Source organism: Blastococcus xanthinilyticus (genome assembly GCF_008124835.1).
GTDB lineage: Bacteria > Actinomycetota > Actinomycetes > Mycobacteriales > Geodermatophilaceae > Blastococcus > Blastococcus xanthinilyticus.
Genome location: NZ_VNHW01000001.1, coordinates 216,543 through 234,196, shown reverse-complemented (window position 1 = coordinate 234,196; position 17,654 = coordinate 216,543). Strand labels below are relative to the sequence as shown.

Genomic DNA, 17,654 nt, shown 5'->3' with positions numbered 1-17,654 from the left:
CATGTGACGTACCGGACGAACAGGCGGCGACGGACGGGGGCGGCCGTCCGCGTGGGCGCGGCGCTGGCAGCGCTCGCCCTGGCCACCTCCGCGTGCAGCGGCGGCGACGACCCGAGCGGGTCGGGCGACGGCGCCGAAGCCGTCGACCCGGGGGCCAACCCGGAGCCCCAGGGAGAACCGCAGCAGGGCGGCAGTCTCACCGTCGCCCTCGAAGGCGAGACGAACGGCTGGCAGCCGGGGATCAGCGCCCCGTCCGCCCCGGGCTTCAACGTCATGTACTCCATCTACGACCCGTTGGTCATCGGGACCGGTGAAGGTTCCTTCGAGCCCTACCTCGCCGAGTCCTTCGAGCCCAACGAGGACTTCACCGCCTGGACGTTCACCCTCCGCGAGGGCGTCACCTTCCACGACGGCAGCGCACTGACCGCCGATGTCGTCGCCCAGAACGTGGCGGTGCTCAAAGAGCCGACCTCGAACCTGGCGGGCGTGCTCTCCGAGGTGGCCAGCGTCGCTGCGGTGGACCCGCTCACCGTCCGGTACGACCTGGCCCGGCCGAACGCCGCGTTCCCCGCGCTGCTGACCACCACGGCCGGCATGCCGTTCTCCATGGAGAACTTCTCCGCGCTCGGTCCCGAGGAGGCGAACGCCGAGCCGGTGGGCACCGGGCCCTTCGTGTTCGAGAGCTGGGTGCGCGACGACCGGCTGACCGTCACGGCGAACGAGAGCTACTGGGGGACGGACCTCGGGCTCGGCCCCTACCTAGACGAGATCGTCTTCCGGCCGATCCCGGACGAGGACTCCCGCCTCCAGAGCATGCTCTCCGGTGACGTGGATGCCTTCCAGACGCTGCGGGAGAGCATCGTCGGCCAGGCGCAGGACGCCGCGGCCGACGGCGAGATCGCACTCCACACGTTCCTCGGGAACAACGGCGGCACCACCATCCTCAACACCCTCGCGGCACCACTGGACGACGTCCGGGTGCGGCAGGCACTGGCGCACGCGGCCGACCGGGAGCAGCTGATCGAGGTGCTGGGCGGGACCGGGATCACCGAGCCGAGGACGCAGTTCTTCACCGAGGACAGCCCCTACTACTCGGAAGCGGTCGCCGAGGCCTATCCCGCGTACGACCCGGAGCGGGCCACCGAACTCCTGCAGGAGTACATCGACGACCCCGAGCGCTCGGACGGCAAGGCCGCCGGCGAGCCCGTCACGGTCCAGTACAACTGCCAGCCCGACCCGAGCCTGACCGAGCTGGCCCAGGCCTATCAGGCGTTCTGGAGCAACATCGGGGTCGAGGTGGCCGTCAACTCGGTGGACCAGGCTACGCACATCGGGAACGCGGTGGGGTCGCCGGCGTCGGACCCGGCATTCGCCGGCGACTACCTGGCGAACTGCTGGCGGACGAGCGCCGAGGGTGACCCGTTCAACATCCTCAAGAACGAGTTCGGTCCGGTGCCGCTGCAGCCGCTGAACTTCACCAACTACACCAGCGAAACTCTCGACGAGCAGCTGGCCGTGCTCGCCACCACCACCGACGAGGAGGCGCGTCGAGCGGCGGTGGAGGAGATCGGCCTCGAGCTGGCCGAGAACGTGCCGGTCCTCTGGGTCTCCTCGACGGTCGCGGCATTCGGTGTCGACCCGGCGGTGCAGAACCTCTCGGACTGGCAGCTCCCCGGCGGCGCCGACGGCGTGGGCCTCGGGCTCTTCCAGGGCGGTAGCACGATGTGGGGCCAGGTTTGGCTCGCCGAGTGATCGACAGGGAGCCCTTAACGAATCCCCGGGGAAGGAGACGGAGCGCACACCGTGGGTGGACTCATCGCCAAGAAGTTGCTGACCTTGATACCGGTGCTGCTGGCGGTGTCGTTGCTCACCTACCTGCTGCTCAGCCTCCTCCCCGGGGATCCCGCCCTGCTGGTCCTCGGCGGCGGGGCGGCATCCGCGGAGGCGATCGCCGCCGTCCGTGCCGACCTCGGGTTGGACCAGCCTCTGCCGGTGCGCTACCTCGCGTGGCTCGGTGATGCCGTGCAGGGTGATCTCGGCATGTCGTACATCACTCGGCAGGAGGTCACCGGGGCCATCCTGGAACGCTTGCCGGTGACCCTCGAGCTGATGGGGGTCTCGCTGGTACTGGCGCTGGTGGTCGCTGTCCCGCTCGGCGTGTTCAGCGCCTACCGTTCCGGTGGGCGCTTCGACCGCACCGTCACCGGCGCCACGTTCGGCTTGCTGGCCCTGCCGAACTTCATCTTCGCGCTCATCCTCATCGCCGCCTTCTCCGTCGGGCTGGGCCTCTTCCCGGCCACCGGGTGGAGCCGGCTGTCCGACGGCCTCGGCGACAACCTCCGGGCGGTGTTCCTGCCGGCCCTGGCGCTGTCGGTGAGCAACATCGCGGTGTTCACCCGGCTGCTGCGCACCGATATGATCGCCACGCTGCAGGAGGACCACGTCCTGCTGGCTCGCGCCAAGGGGTTGCCGACCTCGCGCATCCTCTTCCGGCATGCACTGCGCCCGTCGTCCTTCTCCCTGCTGACCGTGGCAGGCCTGCAGGTCGGCACGTTGCTGAGCGGGACGGTCATCATCGAGACGATCTTCGCGCTGCCGGGGGTGGGCCGGCTGCTGTTCGACGCGATCAACAGCCGCGACCTCCTGATGGTGCAGGGCGTCGTGCTGCTGCTGGCCGTGACGTTCGTGGTGGTCAACTTCGTCGTCGACGTGCTCTACACGTTCCTCGACCCGCGCATCCGATCGGGAGCCGCCCGTGCCCGCGCCTGAGCCGGCCCCGAACCGCCCCGGCAGGCTCGTCGGAGCCGACAGCGAGCAGGCGACCTCGTCGGCCACGTCGGCGGCGGAGCTGCAGGCCGGCCAGTTCGGCAACGCCGCCGCGACCACGGAGCCCTCGCCGGAGCCGGCTCAGCGCCGGCGCCGCCGGAAGGCGGGCGTGCTGTTCTACTCGTGCCTGGCCTGGCTCGTCCTCGTGGTGGTCGTCGCGATCACCGCACCCTGGCTGCCGATCCCGGGACCGGACGCCATCGACATCCCCAACCGGCAGGCTCCGCCGTTCACCGCCGGCCACCTGCTGGGCACCGACGGCCTCGGCCGCGACATCGCCTCCCGGCTCGCGTACGGGGCGCGCGTGTCCCTGATCATCAGCATCGCGGCGGTCGTCACCGGCATCGTGGTCGGCGGGACGCTGGGCATGGTCGTCGGCTACTTTCGCGGCAGGATCGAGACGGTGGTCATGGCTGCGGTCGACGTCATCCTGGCCTTCCCGGCCCTGGTGCTGCTGCTCGCCCTCGTCGCCTTCGTCGGCCAGAGCCTGACTGCGATCACCGCGGTGATCGCCTTCGTGTCCATCCCCTTCTACGCGCGGGTGGCACGGGCCACGACGCTGGCGGTGAGCCAGCGCGAGTACGTGCTCGCCGCCGGCCTGCTGGGCGCCCGGACACGGCGGATCCTGTTCCGGGAGATCATGCCCAACGTCATCCTCCCGGTGGCCGCCTTCGGGCTGATCGCTCTCGGCGTGGTCATCGTCCTGGAGGGCTCGCTGGCCTTCCTGGGTCTGAGCGTCCAGGCGCCGGCTGCGACGTGGGGGTCGATGATCGCCGAAGGTCGGCGCTACCTGGACAGCGATGCCCACATCGCCCTGATCCCGTCGGTGGTCATGTTCCTGACCGTGCTGTCGCTGAACTTCGTCGGCGACGTCCTCCGCAGCCGGTTCGACGTCCGGGAGGCGAACCTGTGACCCCCATCGCTGCCGCCGGGAGTGCATCCCGGCCCGGGGGCCCGGAGGGTGGCGGGCCGCTGCTCGAGGTCCGGGACCTGCACACCCTTTTCGATACCCCGCGCGGGATCGTGCGGGCCGTCGACGGCGTCTCGATCGCCGTCGACCGGGGGCGCACGCTCGGGATCGTCGGCGAGTCGGGGTCGGGGAAGACCGTGCTCTCCCGGTCGGTGATGAACCTGCTGCCCAAGCGGGCCGCGCTACCGGCCGACGGCGAGATCCTCTTCGAGGAGCGTGATCTGCGGGCGCTGACGAACAAGCAGATGCGCGAGTACTGGGGCCCGCAGCTGGCGATGGTCTTCCAGGATCCGATGACCTCGCTCAACCCGGTCGTGAAGATCGGCCGGCAGATCACCGAGGCGCTGCGCGAGCATCTCGACCTCGGCCGCAAGGAGGCTCAGGTCCAGGCGGTGGACCTGCTGCGCTCGGTGGGCATCCCAGCACCCGAACGCCGGTTGGCGGAGTACCCGCACCAGCTCTCCGGTGGGATGCGCCAGCGCGTCACCATCGCCATCGCCCTGTCGTGCAGCCCGAAGCTGCTGCTCGCCGACGAGCCGACGACGGCGCTCGACGTGACCGTCCAGGCGCAGATCCTCGACCTCCTGGCGCGCCAGCAGCAGGAACGCCACATGAGCATGGTCCTGGTCACCCACGACCTCGGCGTCGTGGCCAACCGGACCGACGAGATCGCGGTCATGTACGCGGGCCAGATCGTCGAGAAGGCCCCGACGCGCACGTTGTTCCGGTCGATGCGCCACCCCTACACCGAGGCGCTGATGCGCTCGATCCCGCGCATCGAGAACCCCAGCCACACCCGGCTGGACGCGATCCCGGGGCGGCCGCCGGACCTCGCCAAGCTGCCGGTCGGGTGCCGCTTCGCTCCCCGCTGCGCCAACGCCCAGCCCCGCTGCCTGGAGGAGAATCCACCCCTGTTCACCGACGACGAGCCCCGGCACGAGTTCCGCTGTTTCTTCCCCGTCGGCACGCCCGCCGGGGACGAGGCACGACAGCGCAACGCGCGCGCCGGCCGCACCGCTGCCGGCATCGACATGAGCACCCTGACGAAGGCGAGCGCCTGATGGCCGGCAGCGGCACCGCGCACCTGCGTGATCGCGAGGACATCGTGCTGTCCGTGGAGGATCTCGTCGTCGAGTTCCCCCTCGGCGGTGGTCGCAAGGTGCACGCCGTCTCCAGCGTCAGCTTCGACCTCGCCGAAGGAGAGACCCTGGGCCTGGTCGGCGAGTCCGGCTGCGGCAAGTCGACGACCGGGCGGGCCGTCATGCAGGTGCCCCGGCCGACCGGTGGCTCGGTCCGGCTGCGGGGAGCCGACTTGACCGGGTTGTCGGGTGAGGCGTTGCGGCGGACCCGCACGCAGCTGCAGATGATCTTCCAGGACCCGATCTCGTCGCTGAACCCGCGGCGCAAGGTGCGGGACATCATCGGCGAGGGGCTGTCGATCTGGCGCCCGGACGCCGATGCCGCCGAGAGCCGCAAGCGCGTCGACGAACTCCTCGACGCGGTGGGGCTGGACCCGGAGACGTCGGGTGACCGCCGCGCCCACCAGTTCTCCGGCGGGCAGTGCCAGCGCATCTGCATCGCCCGGTCGCTGGTCCTGGATCCGGACGTGCTGATCTGCGACGAGCCGGTCTCGGCGCTCGACGTCTCGGTGCAGGCGCAGATCCTCAACCTGCTCGAGGACATGAAGGCCCGGTACGGGCTGACCATGCTGTTCATCGCCCACGATCTCGCCGTGGTCAAGAACATCAGCGACCGCGTGGCCGTCATGTACCTCGGCAAGATCTGCGAGGTGGGCACGGCCGACGCCGTCTACGCGCGGCCGGCGCACCCGTACACGAATGCGCTGCTGGCTTCGGTCCCTCGACCGGATCCGGAGGCCCGGGCGCCCTCGGCGCCGCTCGAGGGCGACGTGCCGTCACCGATCGACCCGCCATCCGGGTGCCGCTTCCGGACCCGCTGCCCCAAGGCGCAGGAACGGTGCGCCGCCGAGGAGCCGCTGGTCCGCGAGATCGGCCCCGACCACTTCATCGCCTGTCACTTCCCCGTCGACGCTCCCGAGGCGCCTGCCTCCCTCGACGAGCGGTCTACCGCCGCGTCGTCGTCGTAGCCGGCAGCTCCGCCCTGCGGGAAGACCTCTGCGCCACCTGCGGCGCCGTCCCCCGGGAACGGCGCCGCAGATGGGCGAGTTCGTGGCTACCGTGGAACGGCAGGCTGCTGAGGAGAGGTCGCCGAGCTCCGGGGGTCGATGAGGATCTTGGCGTGCGCCTCCGGGTCACCGAGCGCGTCGAAGGCGTTGCCGACCCCGTCGAGCCCCACCGTGCCGGTCACCATCGGCCGTGGGTCGACCTTGCCACGAGCGATCATGTGCAGGGTGTCGCGGAACTCCAGGGGTGAGTAGCCGACGACGAACCGCAGGTCGATCTCCTTGTTGACGGCGATCGTGGGGCGGATGGAGTCGGGCACCATGCACACCCCGGCCACGACGACGCGCGAGCTGAGCGGTGCCTGCGTGATGACGCCGTCGAGCATGCCGGGGACGCCGACGCACTCGAAGACGACCGGGCGCGCGGGCGCGGTCTTGCCGGCCCTGTCCAGCACCCGCCAGACGACGTGCCACGGCACAGGGAGGGGGCGGAGCTTCTGCATGGCACCGAGGCCCAGCTTCACCCTGGCCGCCACGCCGGTCAGGAACCCGCGGTCGCCGGCCGCCTCGTAGGGCGAGGTCTCGCGCGGGTCGACGACGACGTCGGCGCCGAACGTCGTCGCGAGCGCCCGCCGACCGGGGGAGAGGTCGCTGGCGACGACGGTGCGGACGCCCTGCGCCTTGAGCATGCCGATGATCGCGAGCCCGACAGGGCCGCAGCCGATCACGATCGCGACGTCGTCCTTGCCGACCTCGCCCCGCCGGACGGCGTGGTAGCCGATCGCCATCGGCTCGGTGAGCACGGCGACCTCGGGGGCGAGACCGTCGGGCACCGGGATCATCATCGCTTCCTCGACGACGACCTGCTCGGCGTAGGCGCCGGGGGCAGAGGCGGAGATGCCGATGGCGTGCACGTCCTCACCGGCACGCGCCAGCGGCAGCGCCACCACCGTCGAGCCGACCGGGATCTTCTCCGCGCACCCCGGCCCGTAGGCGGCGACCCGACCGACGAACTCGTGGCCCATGACGACGCGCTGGCCGGTCCGCATGGCGCCGTCGTAGCCGACCTCGGCCAGCGCGTCGGCCTGCTGGTCGGCGTGGACGCGGGCGTGCAGATCCGATCCGCAGATGCCGCAGCTGAGGACGTCGAGCAGCACCTGGCCCTTCGCCGGCCGCGGTGCCGGGACCTCGGCGACCTCGAGCTTCGTCTCGTGGCAGACGACGGCTCTCATCGTGTCGTCATTCCTCACCGGGGGAGCATGGTGTCGTCGAAGGCCGGGATCGGCTCGATGTAGGGGGCGAGCAGCTCCCCGGCCTGCTCGGCCGTCAGCACGTCGGCCGGGTCGAGCTCGAAGTACTCGCGCACCGAGGGGTCGAACTCCCAGACGTCCTCGCCCAGCAGGAGGCCGCGGTCGTCGTAGGGCCAGATCATGGTGATGGCCGACTTCGACAAGTACATCGCTTGAGGGTCGACGTCGATCCCGGCGTCGGCGGGGATCTCGGACCCGATCGTCTGCTGCCAGCTGATCCCTCGCCCCATCACGATGTGATCGCCCACCGCGACCTGCTCGTCCGACACGTAGAAGACGGCCTGGTCGGTGTCGGTCCAGTGCTTGTACAGGGCGCCGACCTGCTCCTTGCCGTGCAGCTCTAAGTGCGGGCGGCCGGCGAGGCTGAACCGGTAGTGCGGCACGTCGACGGTCAGCTGGGGGTCGAGGATCTCCTCCCAGCGGCCGGCCGACTCGAGGTACCGGTGGCGGAGGTAGACCTGCAGCAGGTAGCGATGCCGCGGGTTGTCCGTCTGCGCCAGCGCGCGTTCGACGGCCACGTTCTGCTGCGTGATGTCGAGGGTGATGTCGCCGATCTTGACCATGGTGACCACTCCGTTCCAATGCCTTGCCCGACCGCTTCGTGAGTGACCGAGGAGCATCGTCAAGTAACGGTTGCGTTAGTTACGCAACCGTAAGTTAGCCTTCCGGCGTGACCACCGCAACCGGTGCGGCCCGGCGGATGCGGGCACCCGCGCGCCGAGAGCAACTCCTTCTCGTCACGGCCCAGCTGGCCGTCGAGCAGAGCTTCCACGCGGTGTCCATCGAGGCGGTCGCGCAGCGGGCAGGAGTCACCCGCGCGGTGATCTACCAGCACTTCGACGACCTGCAGGCGCTGCTGGAGGCCGTCGTCGACCGCGAGATGTCCCAGGCGCAGGAGCAGGTGACGCCGACGACGCCGACCGACCTGGGCTCCGGCGCCGCCTCGGACATTCTCCTGAGGGGTCTTGCGGCCTTCCTCACCGCTGTGCGCGACCACCCGCGGACCTGGCGACTGGTGCTGATGCCCCCCGAGGGCGCGCCAGAACTGCTCGGCCGACGGATCGCGCGGGGACGCAGGACGGTCCTGCGGCAGTTGGCCGTGGCGGTCGAGGGAGGTCTGAGCGGCAGCGCGGTCGGCGACGCGGAGCTGACCGCGCACCTGCTCTCGGCCATCTCGGACGAGTACGCGCGGCTGGTCCTCACCGATCCTGACCGCTTCTCGCCCGAGCGCCTCCTGGAGCACGCGCGCTGGTGGCTCGCGCAGTCGTCGTTCGGCATGTGAGCCGAGGACTCCCGGTCGTCGTCGCAGGGTCCGGCGGTGCGCCGTGGGTGCAGGCCGTGGCGGTCGCGCGGGTGGGGATCGGGGGAGCGCAGGCCTAGGTACCGGCTTCGTCTATGCGTACATCGTGGGCATCACCGTGGCCGCGGTGGTGGCCCCGTACATCGCGCTGCGGCCGGCCGGCGGCCCGGCGGCCGGGAGCGCGGCTGGCTGCGGGACCTGCTCGCTCCCGAGGTCGCCACCGGCGTGCTGACCGAAGCCGAGCTGACCGCCTCGAGCGGACGCCGAAGAAGGAGGTCCGTGGCTTCGTCCGGAGCCACGAGAACGGGATGGGGCGGCGCCGGGCCGAGCACGTGCTCCGCGCAGCGCGCAACCTCGATCACGACCTCGCGAGCGCCGACGGTGCCGACAGGGCTGAGGTCGAGCATTCCCGCGCCGAGATCGCCCGACTGCGCGGCGATGCGCCGGGGCAGTTGGTCGGCGGGTAACCGACAGCGGACGCGGCCGGCGGGAGCGATCAGCGTCCGGCTGAGCAGCGGTCACGCCATCAGCTGCCGACCGGGGGAGGCGCCCCGTGACCGGCCCACCCTTCGGCGCGCGACGACGTCAGTTGGCCGACAGCCGGTCACCAGGTGCGGGGGTCGGTCACGCGCAGGTGTCGGCCTGCGGCAGGCCGGCGAGCCGGTCCTGCGTCCACTCCTCCAGATCGGCGTTCAGGGGGGAGTCCGGTTCGAGCACGCCCATGTGCGTCCTGCCCGGGTACTGCGTGTAGCGCAGGGGTCGCCCGGCGGCGCACAGCCGGGCCGCGTACTCGTCCTGCAACCGGGCCACGATGACCTCGTCGGCGGTGCCCTGGGCGAGGAACAGCGGTGCGGGCCACGGGCCGAGCGGGATGTTCTCGCGCAGTCGCCGGCCGATCGCCCCCGTCGTCGGGTCTCCGCGGAGGATCGGCGTGTCCCGGGAGATCGCGACCCCGGTGAGGACGGTGACGAGGGTGCCGGGCTCGCTGGTGCAGCGCGCGGCCGCCTCCTGCACGAGGGTGCGCGCCGCCGGCTCGACGTCGTCGAGGGAGACGTCCGGGTACCACCGGCTGTAGGCGGCCACCACGAACGAGATGCCGAGGCTCGCTCCCAGGACGCCGGGGTTGGCGGTGACGATCTCCGCCAGGGCCTCCGGATCGCTCGCCGCGGAGAGCGCGGCGATCCCCACGACGTCGACGTCCGGCGCGTACGTGGGCGCGAGCTGACCGGCCCACAGGGCGGCGTGGCCGCCCTGCGAGTGCCCCCAGATCACCGTCTCCGGGGCGAGGTCGAGGCCCTCCAGCTGGTGCGCGGCCCGGACGGCGTCCAGGACCGAGCGCCCCTCGCCCTGCCCGATCAGGTAGGGGAAGTCGCCTTCCGTGCCCTGCCCGATGTAGTCGGTGGCGACCATGCCCCAGCCGTTGCGGGCCAGGGCGTCCATGGCGGGCATGCCCTCCGGAGTGATGGCGTAGCGACCCAGGCTGGGCGCGCAGGCCCGGGCGACGCCGACGGTGCCGTGGGCCCAGGCGATCAGCGGGACCGGCCGCTCCGTCGCCTCCGCCGGCACCGCGACCACCGCGCTCGCCAGGCCGGGAATCCCCTCGTCGGCGGTCGTGGTGTACAGGATGCGCTGCGCCGTGAGCCCCGGCGGGAGCTCGCCGACGTACGGTTCGGCGCGCAGCAGCTGCCCGGGCTCGTCCGGGACGACGTCCGGTGCGTCGTAGAAGTCGTCGAGCACGGGGATGCCCTGCCGGAACTGGTGGCTCACGACCAGGGCGGTGCTCGCCACGAGCAGCACGACGCCGGCCGCCACCCAGCGCACGGCGGACCCGCCGCGGGTGGTGCCGGGGGACCCGGCCGGCGCCCGGCGCCGCGTCCCGGCTCCCCGCCAGAGCAGGGCCAGGCCGAAGCCGGCGGTGCGCACCCCGAACAGGAGCGCGACGACGAGCAGGGTGGCGTCGGGCCAGGCGAGCGCGACGAGCCCGAAGGCGATCTCCGACAGGCCGAACGCGCCGGAGAGCATCCGGCCGGCGGTCGGACCGCGGCGCAGGCCGAGCAGCCGCACGGCGCCGCTGGCCATCAGCAGGACGGCTACGGACGGTCCGAGGAGCTGGAGGCTCCGGCCGAGCCAGGCCAGGACGGCCAGGCCGGCCAGGACCCAGCCGATGCCGGAGACGAGCGGCCGCCACCCGGCATCCTCGCGGCGCGCCACGAGGTCGCCCACGCCGGAGATGACGCAGCTCAGGCCGATGTACACGCCCAGGACGGTCAGCGAGCTGAGCGGCCGCACGGCGAGGAGGAGGCCCAGCGCCGTGGTCGCCGCCCCGGCAGCGAGGAGCACCCACCGGGGCGCGTGCGACAGGATCCCGGGCAGCGCCCGCACCCGGCGGCTCGCGCGGCGGTATGGCGTCGAGGCCGGCATGACCGGCACCGTATCGAGCCCTTCCCGGGCAGGCCCGGCCGGAGGTCGTCGCGGTCCGGACACCTGCCGTTGCGCCGCACGTGGTTGGGTCGGGCTCGTGGACGCCGGGGCCTCGTTCCCCACGCATCTGCTCGTGGCGCTGGTCGGGGCCCTCCTCGTGGGTGGAGCCCTGGTCTGGTCACTGCACAGGGACGCACGGGCTCTCCGCAACGGCGTCCTGGCGGTTCTCGCGGTCCACTACCTGCTGGGCTTCGTGGCCGTGGCGGCCTCGCACTCGTCGGTGCTGCGGACCATCGAGGACGTCGTCTCGGGAGTGGTGGGGGTAGGGGTCGTGCTCGGGCTCGCCCTGCTGCCGCTGTTGCTGCTCCTGGACGGCGTCGTCGTGCTGCGCCGCGAGCGCCGGTCGCTGGGCAATGCGCTGTCGCTGCTGGCGGGACTGGCGTTGATCGGCCTCCCGGCCGTCCTGGTCACCCTGCTCCGGCACGAGAACCCCCTGACCGGCGCGCTGGCAGTGGGGCTCCTGACCGCGCAGGCCTGCGCCGGCCTGCTGTTCCTGGTCTTCGCCACGCAGACCCTGCTGTACGCCCGGCTCGCCCGGCGGGCCGAGGCCCATGCGGTGATCGTGCTCGGCGCCGGTCTGGTGGACGGGCAGGTCCCCCCGTTGCTCGCCGGCCGGCTCCGTCGCGCCATCGACGCCGTCCACGCACGGTCCGGGCGGATACCGATCGTCCCCACCGGCGGCCGGGGTGGTGACGAATCGCGCGCGGAAGGAGTGGCCATGGCCGAGTGGCTGCGCGGCCACGGGGTCGCCGCCGAGGACATCCTCGTCGAGGACGAGGCGCGCACCACGGAGGAGAACCTCCGCTACAGCGCACGGCTGCTGGAGCAGCGGGGGGTGCGCCAGCCCTACCTCGTCGTGACCAGCGACTACCACGCTCCCCGCGCGGCGCTGCTCGCGCGCAAGCTGGGGATCGACGCCCAGGCGGTGGGCGGTCCGACCGCGCTCTACTACTGGCCGAGCGCCTACCTGCGCGAGTTCGTCGCGGTGATGATCGAGCAGCGTTTCCTGCTGGTGCTCTCCGTCCTGGTGGTGCTGGGCATGTCGGGGCTCGCCTGGCTCTCGCTGGCTGCTGCATGACCGCCGCCGTGAGCGCGTCGTCGCCGCCCACGGCCGGGCCGGCGCCGGGTTCCCGGCCTGCTGATGGGCGGGACGGCCGACGGGCGAACGCGACGTGCTGACCGTGCTCGACGCCTTCCTGGGCCAGCTGGGCCTGGGTGCTGTCCTCGCGCTTCTCGCACTGGCCGTGCTGGCCGTCCCGGTGCTGGCCGTGCAGTACCGACGTCTCGGCGCGGTCGACCGTGGCCGTACCGCCGGCATCTACCTCCTCGTCGTCTACGCCGTCGTCGTCGTCGCGCTGACCCTGCTCCCGTTGCCGACCCCGGGGGACGTGGTCTGCGCCGGGAGGAACGTCGACCCGCTCGCCTTCGTCGGGGCCGTGCGAGCCGACCTGGCGGACGGGCACTCCGTGCTGTCCAGCCCCGCGCTGTTCCAGCTGCTCTACAACGTCGCCATGTTCGTCCCCGGGGGCGTGCTGCTCCGGCGCTCCTTCCGGTGGCCGCTGCACCGGGTGCTCCTCGCCGCGCTGGCGTCGTCCGCGCTGATCGAAGCGGTGCAGGGCACGGGCGTCTTCGGACTGTACGACTGCGCCTACCGCGTCCTCGACGTCGACGACGTGCTGACCAACGTCTCCGGCGCACTCGTCGGAGCTCTCCTGGCGCCTGCGGTCGTCCTCCTCCCGCGACCCGGCCACGTGGTCGAGCGCTCGGGTCGCTCCGGTCCGCTGCGCCGGGCGACGGCGGCGGCGGCCGACTTCCTCCTCGCCGCCCTCCTCGCCGGCCTCCTCGGGGAGAGCGGGCTGGTGGGTGCGGGCGTCGTCCTGCTGTTCGTCTTCGTCGCCGTCCCGGTCCTCACGGGCGGCGCCACCCCTGGGCAGCACCTGGTGCGAGCGGCGGTGGTGCGGCGCGACGGGCGTCCCGCCGCGCGCTCCGCCCTGATCCTGCGCGGGGTCCTCATCTCGGGCGCGTGGTTCGCGACCACGGCCTTCTCGCGGTGGACCGGCGCTCGGGCCGCGGAGCTGCCCGGGCTCGTCGTCGTGGCGCCGCTGGTCGCCTTCATCGGCCTCGTCGTGACGGTCATCGGGACCGTGGCCGTCCGGCGGGACAACCGGGCCCCCCAGGACCTGCTCACCGGCACCGAGGTGCAGGTCCGGCCGCGGTTCCGCGCACGAGCGGCCGATGCCACCGACGGGTGCTGAGCGCGGCGACGTGCCGTACCGGCACCCCCCGGGTGAGGTGCGCGCCGCCGGAGCGGGTGATCCGCACGGCGCGCATGCCGGTGGGAGCAGGGCGCGTTCCCGGGGCCGGATCGGCGCTGCCGACCATGCCGGTCCCCGGGGTGGCCCTGCCTAGTGTCCCGCCGCGAAGGCCTGGGTGCCCACGACGGCGAGGAGCGCGAGCCTGCCCGCGGCTTCGGTTCCCGGAGGAGCGGTGAGCACGAGCAGCACCTGGGACTCGTCCTCGGTGAACAGCGCCTGGCAGTCGACCTCGATGGGGCCGACCTCGGGGTGCACGAGGACCTTGTGATCCTCGAACCGACGGCCCACCTCGTGGGCGTCCCAGAGCCGCGCGAACTCCGAGCTGGTCCGGGTGAGCACCCGGACCAGCTCAGCGGCTCGGGAGGCCGCTCCCATCGACCCGTACGCCGCACGCAGGGAGGCCACCTGGGCGCGGCTCTGCCGGTCGCGGTCGTCCTCCGGGTAGAGCGTCCGTTCCCTGTCAGGGTGCACGAACCACCGGTAGATGCCGCTGCGCTCCAGCCCGGTCAGGTGGCCGACGTCGCCGAACAGGGCGCGGGCCGGGTCGTTCTGCACGAGCGTTTCGCCCAGCGCGGACAGGATGAGCGCCGGGGTGTCGGTGAGCCGGTCGAGGACGCGCAGCAGCGCCGGAGCGACGTGGTCGCTTCCGCCGACCCGGTCGGGGGCATCGTGCCCGGCGACCCGGTAGAGGTAGGCGCGCTCCTCCGCGGTCAGCCGGAGCGCCCGGGCGAGCGAGGCGAGCATCTGGGTGCTCGGCTGAGGTCCGCGCCGCTGCTCCAGACGCGTGTAGTAGTCGGTGGACATCGCGGCGAGCTGCGCGACCTCCTCCCGTCGCAACCCCGGGGTGCGTCGGCGCGGGCCCGCGCTGAGCCCCACGTCCGCGGGCTGGAGGCCGCTGCGGCGCCGGACGAGGAAGTCGGCCAGGTCGTCCCGGTTCACCCGACCAGTGTTGCCCCTCCGCGCCCGGGGCAGCCAGGGACCGGCGATCCCCCGATCACCGCGCTCTGCCACGGCGGCCCGACCCGGCGAACGCTCAGGCCATGGACATCGCAGGCAACACCGTCTTCATCCCTGGCGCGACCAGCGGCATCGGCCTGGCCCTGGCGCTGCGGCTGCACGACGAGGGCAACACGGTCATCGTCGGCGGGCGGCGCACCGCGCTGCTGGAGCAGATCACGGCCGAGCACCCCGGTCTGCACGCCGTCCAGATCGACACCACCGACCCGGGGAGCATCCAGCGCGCCGCTGCCCAGGTCACGGCCGAGCACCCGGACCTCGACGTGCTGGTCACGATGGCCGGGATCATGCGCGTCGAGGACTGGACGACGCCCAGCGGGTTCCTGGCCTCGGCCGAGGAGACGGTCACGACCAACCTGCTCGGTCCGATCCGCCTCATCGGCGCGTTCATCGAGCACCTGCGCTCCCGGCCCGACGCGACGATCATGACGGTCTCCTCCGGACTGGCGTTCGCTCCGCTCCGGATCACGCCCAGCTACAACGCCACGAAGGCCGCCATCCACATGCTCAGCGAGTCCCTCCGGCTCCAGCTGTCGGGAACGAGCGTGGCCGTGGTCGAGCTGGAGCCGCCGTCGGTGCGCACCGCGCTGCTGCCCGGGCAGGAGGAGAGCGAGTTCGCCATGCCCCTGGCCGACTTCGTGGACGAGGTCACCGAGCTGATCCGCACCCAGCCGGACGCACGGGAGATCCAGGTGGAGAACGTGAAGTTCCTCCGGTACGGCGAAGCGCGCGGCGACTACGACCACGTCGTCGCGACCCTCAACCACCTCGACCCGCACGGCGTCCGACGTTCCGGGCCCCGGTCGGGCTGAGCCCTGTGCCGGCGCCGTGATGGGACGGGGCACCCGCTGATGGCAGGCTGATGCGGACGGGCTGCTCGGCGGCGCGCCCGTCAGCGGGCGGTGGGGCGTGTGGCTCGGCTCAGGTTGAGGACCAGTTGCTCACGGCTCTGCCCCGTGTCGTGGAAGTGCCACATGGGCGTGCCGGGGGCCGAGCGCCAGGACTCGCTCAGTGGGCTGTTGTCCACGGTGTCGAAGCCGAACTGGTCGTACAGCCGCGTCACCAGCTCGACGGCCTCGCGGTGGTCGCTCGAGACGGCGAGCGCCATGCGGTCGGGGGAGTCGGCCGGCCGGGCGAACCGGAAGAGGCTCGGCGCCTGGATGTGGGTGAACGCCTTGGCGATCCTCGACGTCGGGAGCTGCTCCTGGCGCAGCTCGTGCACCGTCTTCTCGCCCGAATCGATCACCGGATGGTGCCCGTCGCGCCAGACCATGTAGTTGTTCGTGTCCAGCACGATCTTCCCCGCGAGCTCCCGCACGGGCAGGTCGTCCACGGGTCGGTAGGGGAAGGCGAGCACCGCGAAGTCCCCGGCCGCGGCAGCCTCCGCTGCATGGGCGGCCCGCACGGACGGGCCGAGCTCGGCCACGAGGTCCCTGAGGGTCTCCGGCCCCCGGGAGTTGGCGAGGACCACCTCGTACCCGTGGACGACCGCCGCACGGGCCAGCTGGCTCCCGACCTCGCCCGCGCCGATGATCCCGATCGTCGTCACGGCCGGCTCGGGACTTCGTGTCGTGTGCGCGCGGTCGGCAGGGCGGCGGCGGCCAGGAGCGACAGCTTGTCCTCGGCATCCGAACCGGCGTCCGGGTGGTACACGACGAGCATGAGGCCCTGGGTGCCGTTGATGGCGAGCCGCTCCCGGTTGAGGGTCAGCTCGCCGACCTGCGGGTGATCGAGCCGGATCGGCGTTCCGCGCTGCCCACGAACCTCGTGCCGGGCCCAGAGCTGCCGGAACCGCGGACTCGCCAACGAGAGCTCGCCGGTGAGCTCGATGAAGCGGGGATCATCGACGTCGGTGCCGACGGCCTGCCGGAGATTCGCCATGAAGCATTCCGTGACGTTCTCCCACTCCGGGTGGAGCGCCTGCTCGGCCGGATCCAGGAACATGTCGCGCAGCTGGTTGCCCCCGACGGCGAGCCCGGGTGAGAGCGCGACGGCCAGGCTGTTCGAGGCGAGGATGTCGAAGTACCGGTCCTCGATGAAGGCGGGCTGGGCGAGGGAAGCCAGGAACTTGAGCACTCCGGCCGGTGGGGCCTCCTTGCGCGGCCGGCGCTTCCGCTGCCGGGGGACGTCGGCGACCAGCGTCAGCAGGTGCGCGAAATGGTCGTCGTCGAGCTGTAGCACGCGGGCGATGGACTCGAGCACCTGCAGGGACGGGTGACGGTCGCGGCCCCGTTCCAGTCGCAGGTAGTAGTCGGCACTGATGCCCGCGAGCAGCGCGACCTCCTCGCGCCGCAGCCCCGGCACCCGCCGCACACCGGCGTTCGGGATGCCTGCCCGCTGGGGCGTCACCAGCTCGCGCCGGGCACGCAGAAACGCCCCGAGGGGATTCGTCGACTCGTCCACGCCAGCGACCGTAGGCCGCCGTCGACCGCTCAGCGGGGGCCCTGTCGCACCCCGGGCTGCGGAGGGCTCTGGGTGACTCGTCTCCCGGTTCATAGCGTCCACAACGGCCTGTCCGGGCCGACCATTTCGAGAGGACACGATGACCGTCACCCTGATCACCGGCGCCAACAAGGGCATCGGGTTCGAGACCGCCAGACAGCTCGTGGAGCTGGGGCACACCGTCTACATCGGCGCCCGGGACATCGAGCGTGGCGGGAAGGCCGCCGCGGAGATCGGAGCGCGCTCCGTCCAGCTCGACGTCACCGACGACGCCTCCGTGGGCAGCGCTCTCGCGGCCATCGACGAAGCCGAGGGCCACCTCGACGTCCTCGTGCACAACGCCGGCGTCCTGGAGACCGGCCTCGACGGCCCGGCGGCGCTGCGCTCCTTCGACACGAACGCGGTGGGGATCGTGCGCGTCACGGAGGCGGCGCTGCCCCTGCTCCGCCGGTCGTCGAATCCGAACGTCGTCGTCATCTCCAGCAGCGCCGGGTCGTTCTGGGCGGTCACCAACCCGGAGCGGCCGGAGTTCGGTCTGCCGCTCGTGCTGTACTCGGCGTCCAAGGCCGCAGCCACCATGCTCACGGTGCAGTACGCCAAGGCCCACCCCGACATCACGTTCAACGCCCTCGAGCCGGGCACCACCGCCACCGACATGACCGCCGCCTTCGGGATCGGGCGACCGGTCGAGGAGAGTGCCCGGGTCGTCGTGCGTCTGGCCGCCCTGGACCGAAACCGCCCGACGGGAACCTTGCAGGACGAGGCCGGGGAACTGCCGTGGTGAGCACGTGCGAGCACCTCGGGCATCCCGCGGCCGGCCCCCACGCAGCGACGGGCCGGACCGGCGCGA

At 72.2% G+C, this 17,654-nt stretch carries 16 protein-coding genes; 10 read left to right on the top strand and 6 right to left on the bottom strand.

Annotated elements, in window-relative coordinates:
* Positions 1 to 3 precede the first annotated feature (3 nt).
* The 5 genes from BD833_RS01135 to BD833_RS01115 are packed head-to-tail and all read left to right on the top strand — an operon-like array spanning position 4 to position 5,903.
* Positions 4 to 1,752: an ABC transporter substrate-binding protein gene (locus BD833_RS01135; RefSeq protein ID WP_166531282.1), complete on the top strand. Its 1,749-nt coding sequence runs from the start codon at positions 4 to 6 to the stop codon at positions 1,750 to 1,752.
* A gap of 51 nt (positions 1,753 to 1,803) precedes the next feature.
* Entirely contained in the window at positions 1,804 to 2,769 is a 966-nt protein-coding gene (locus BD833_RS01130) for an ABC transporter permease (protein ID WP_166531281.1), read from the top strand.
* Positions 2,756 to 3,739 carry an ABC transporter permease gene (locus tag BD833_RS01125; RefSeq protein ID WP_208092267.1) on the top strand — a complete coding sequence of 328 codons (984 nt, stop codon included), beginning with the start codon at positions 2,756 to 2,758 and terminating at the stop codon, positions 3,737 to 3,739. The genes BD833_RS01130 and BD833_RS01125 overlap by 14 nt, the downstream gene beginning before the upstream one ends.
* Complete coding sequence (locus BD833_RS01120) at positions 3,736 to 4,857, top strand: ABC transporter ATP-binding protein (protein ID WP_243737369.1); 1,122 nt, start codon at positions 3,736 to 3,738, stop codon at positions 4,855 to 4,857. The genes BD833_RS01125 and BD833_RS01120 overlap by 4 nt, the downstream gene beginning before the upstream one ends.
* Complete coding sequence (locus tag BD833_RS01115; protein WP_166531280.1) at positions 4,857 to 5,903, top strand: ABC transporter ATP-binding protein; 1,047 nt, start codon at positions 4,857 to 4,859, stop codon at positions 5,901 to 5,903. The genes BD833_RS01120 and BD833_RS01115 overlap by 1 nt, the downstream gene beginning before the upstream one ends.
* 86 nt (positions 5,904 to 5,989) lie before the next feature.
* On the opposite strand, the gene BD833_RS01110 is transcribed toward BD833_RS01115, so the two are convergent.
* Both BD833_RS01110 and BD833_RS01105 read right to left on the bottom strand, forming a co-directional pair.
* The gene (locus BD833_RS01110) at positions 5,990 to 7,189 is read right to left on the bottom strand and encodes a zinc-binding dehydrogenase (RefSeq protein WP_243737368.1); all 1,200 of its coding nucleotides are present in this window, start codon (positions 7,187 to 7,189) and stop codon (positions 5,990 to 5,992) included.
* On the bottom strand, positions 7,186 to 7,812 hold the full coding sequence (locus BD833_RS01105; RefSeq protein WP_166531279.1) for a hypothetical protein: 627 nt from the start codon (positions 7,810 to 7,812) through the stop codon (positions 7,186 to 7,188). The genes BD833_RS01110 and BD833_RS01105 overlap by 4 nt, the downstream gene beginning before the upstream one ends.
* Positions 7,813 to 7,919: 107 nt before the next feature.
* Here BD833_RS01105 and BD833_RS01100 point away from each other — a divergent pair, with 107 nt between their 5' ends.
* Positions 7,920 to 8,531 carry a TetR/AcrR family transcriptional regulator gene (locus BD833_RS01100; RefSeq protein WP_166531278.1) on the top strand — a complete coding sequence of 204 codons (612 nt, stop codon included), beginning with the start codon at positions 7,920 to 7,922 and terminating at the stop codon, positions 8,529 to 8,531.
* Between the two features lie 642 nt (positions 8,532 to 9,173).
* Here the strand turns inward: BD833_RS01100 and BD833_RS01095 are convergent.
* On the bottom strand, positions 9,174 to 10,970 hold the full coding sequence (locus BD833_RS01095; protein WP_166531277.1) for a lipase family protein: 1,797 nt from the start codon (positions 10,968 to 10,970) through the stop codon (positions 9,174 to 9,176).
* A gap of 97 nt (positions 10,971 to 11,067) precedes the next feature.
* Between BD833_RS01095 and BD833_RS01090 the strand changes: the two genes are divergently transcribed.
* Together BD833_RS01090 and BD833_RS01085 are read left to right on the top strand one after the other, a co-directional pair.
* Complete coding sequence (locus tag BD833_RS01090; RefSeq protein ID WP_166531276.1) at positions 11,068 to 12,108, top strand: YdcF family protein; 1,041 nt, start codon at positions 11,068 to 11,070, stop codon at positions 12,106 to 12,108.
* Positions 12,109 to 12,202: 94 nt separating this feature from the next.
* Positions 12,203 to 13,285: a VanZ family protein gene (locus BD833_RS01085; protein WP_166531275.1), complete on the top strand. Its 1,083-nt coding sequence runs from the start codon at positions 12,203 to 12,205 to the stop codon at positions 13,283 to 13,285.
* Positions 13,286 to 13,435: 150 nt separating this feature from the next.
* Here the strand turns inward: BD833_RS01085 and BD833_RS01080 are convergent, their stop codons facing one another.
* The gene (locus BD833_RS01080) at positions 13,436 to 14,284 is read right to left on the bottom strand and encodes a helix-turn-helix transcriptional regulator (RefSeq protein ID WP_166531274.1); all 849 of its coding nucleotides are present in this window, start codon (positions 14,282 to 14,284) and stop codon (positions 13,436 to 13,438) included.
* A 101-nt stretch (positions 14,285 to 14,385) separates the two neighbouring features.
* Here BD833_RS01080 and BD833_RS01075 point away from each other — a divergent pair, with 101 nt between their 5' ends.
* Positions 14,386 to 15,174 carry an SDR family oxidoreductase gene (locus tag BD833_RS01075; protein WP_166531273.1) on the top strand — a complete coding sequence of 263 codons (789 nt, stop codon included), beginning with the start codon at positions 14,386 to 14,388 and terminating at the stop codon, positions 15,172 to 15,174.
* An 80-nt stretch (positions 15,175 to 15,254) separates the two neighbouring features.
* Here BD833_RS01075 and BD833_RS01070 read toward each other — a convergent pair whose 3' ends face one another.
* Entirely contained in the window at positions 15,255 to 15,911 is a 657-nt protein-coding gene (locus BD833_RS01070; protein WP_166531272.1) for an NADPH-dependent F420 reductase, read from the bottom strand.
* Entirely contained in the window at positions 15,908 to 16,765 is an 858-nt protein-coding gene (locus tag BD833_RS01065) for a helix-turn-helix domain-containing protein (RefSeq protein ID WP_208092266.1), read from the bottom strand. Before BD833_RS01065 ends, BD833_RS01070 begins: the two co-directional genes overlap by 4 nt.
* Before the next feature lie 139 nt (positions 16,766 to 16,904).
* Between BD833_RS01065 and BD833_RS01060 the strand changes: the two genes are divergently transcribed.
* On the top strand, positions 16,905 to 17,588 hold the full coding sequence (locus BD833_RS01060; RefSeq protein WP_166531271.1) for an SDR family NAD(P)-dependent oxidoreductase: 684 nt from the start codon (positions 16,905 to 16,907) through the stop codon (positions 17,586 to 17,588).
* The last annotated feature ends 66 nt before the right edge of the window (positions 17,589 to 17,654 follow it).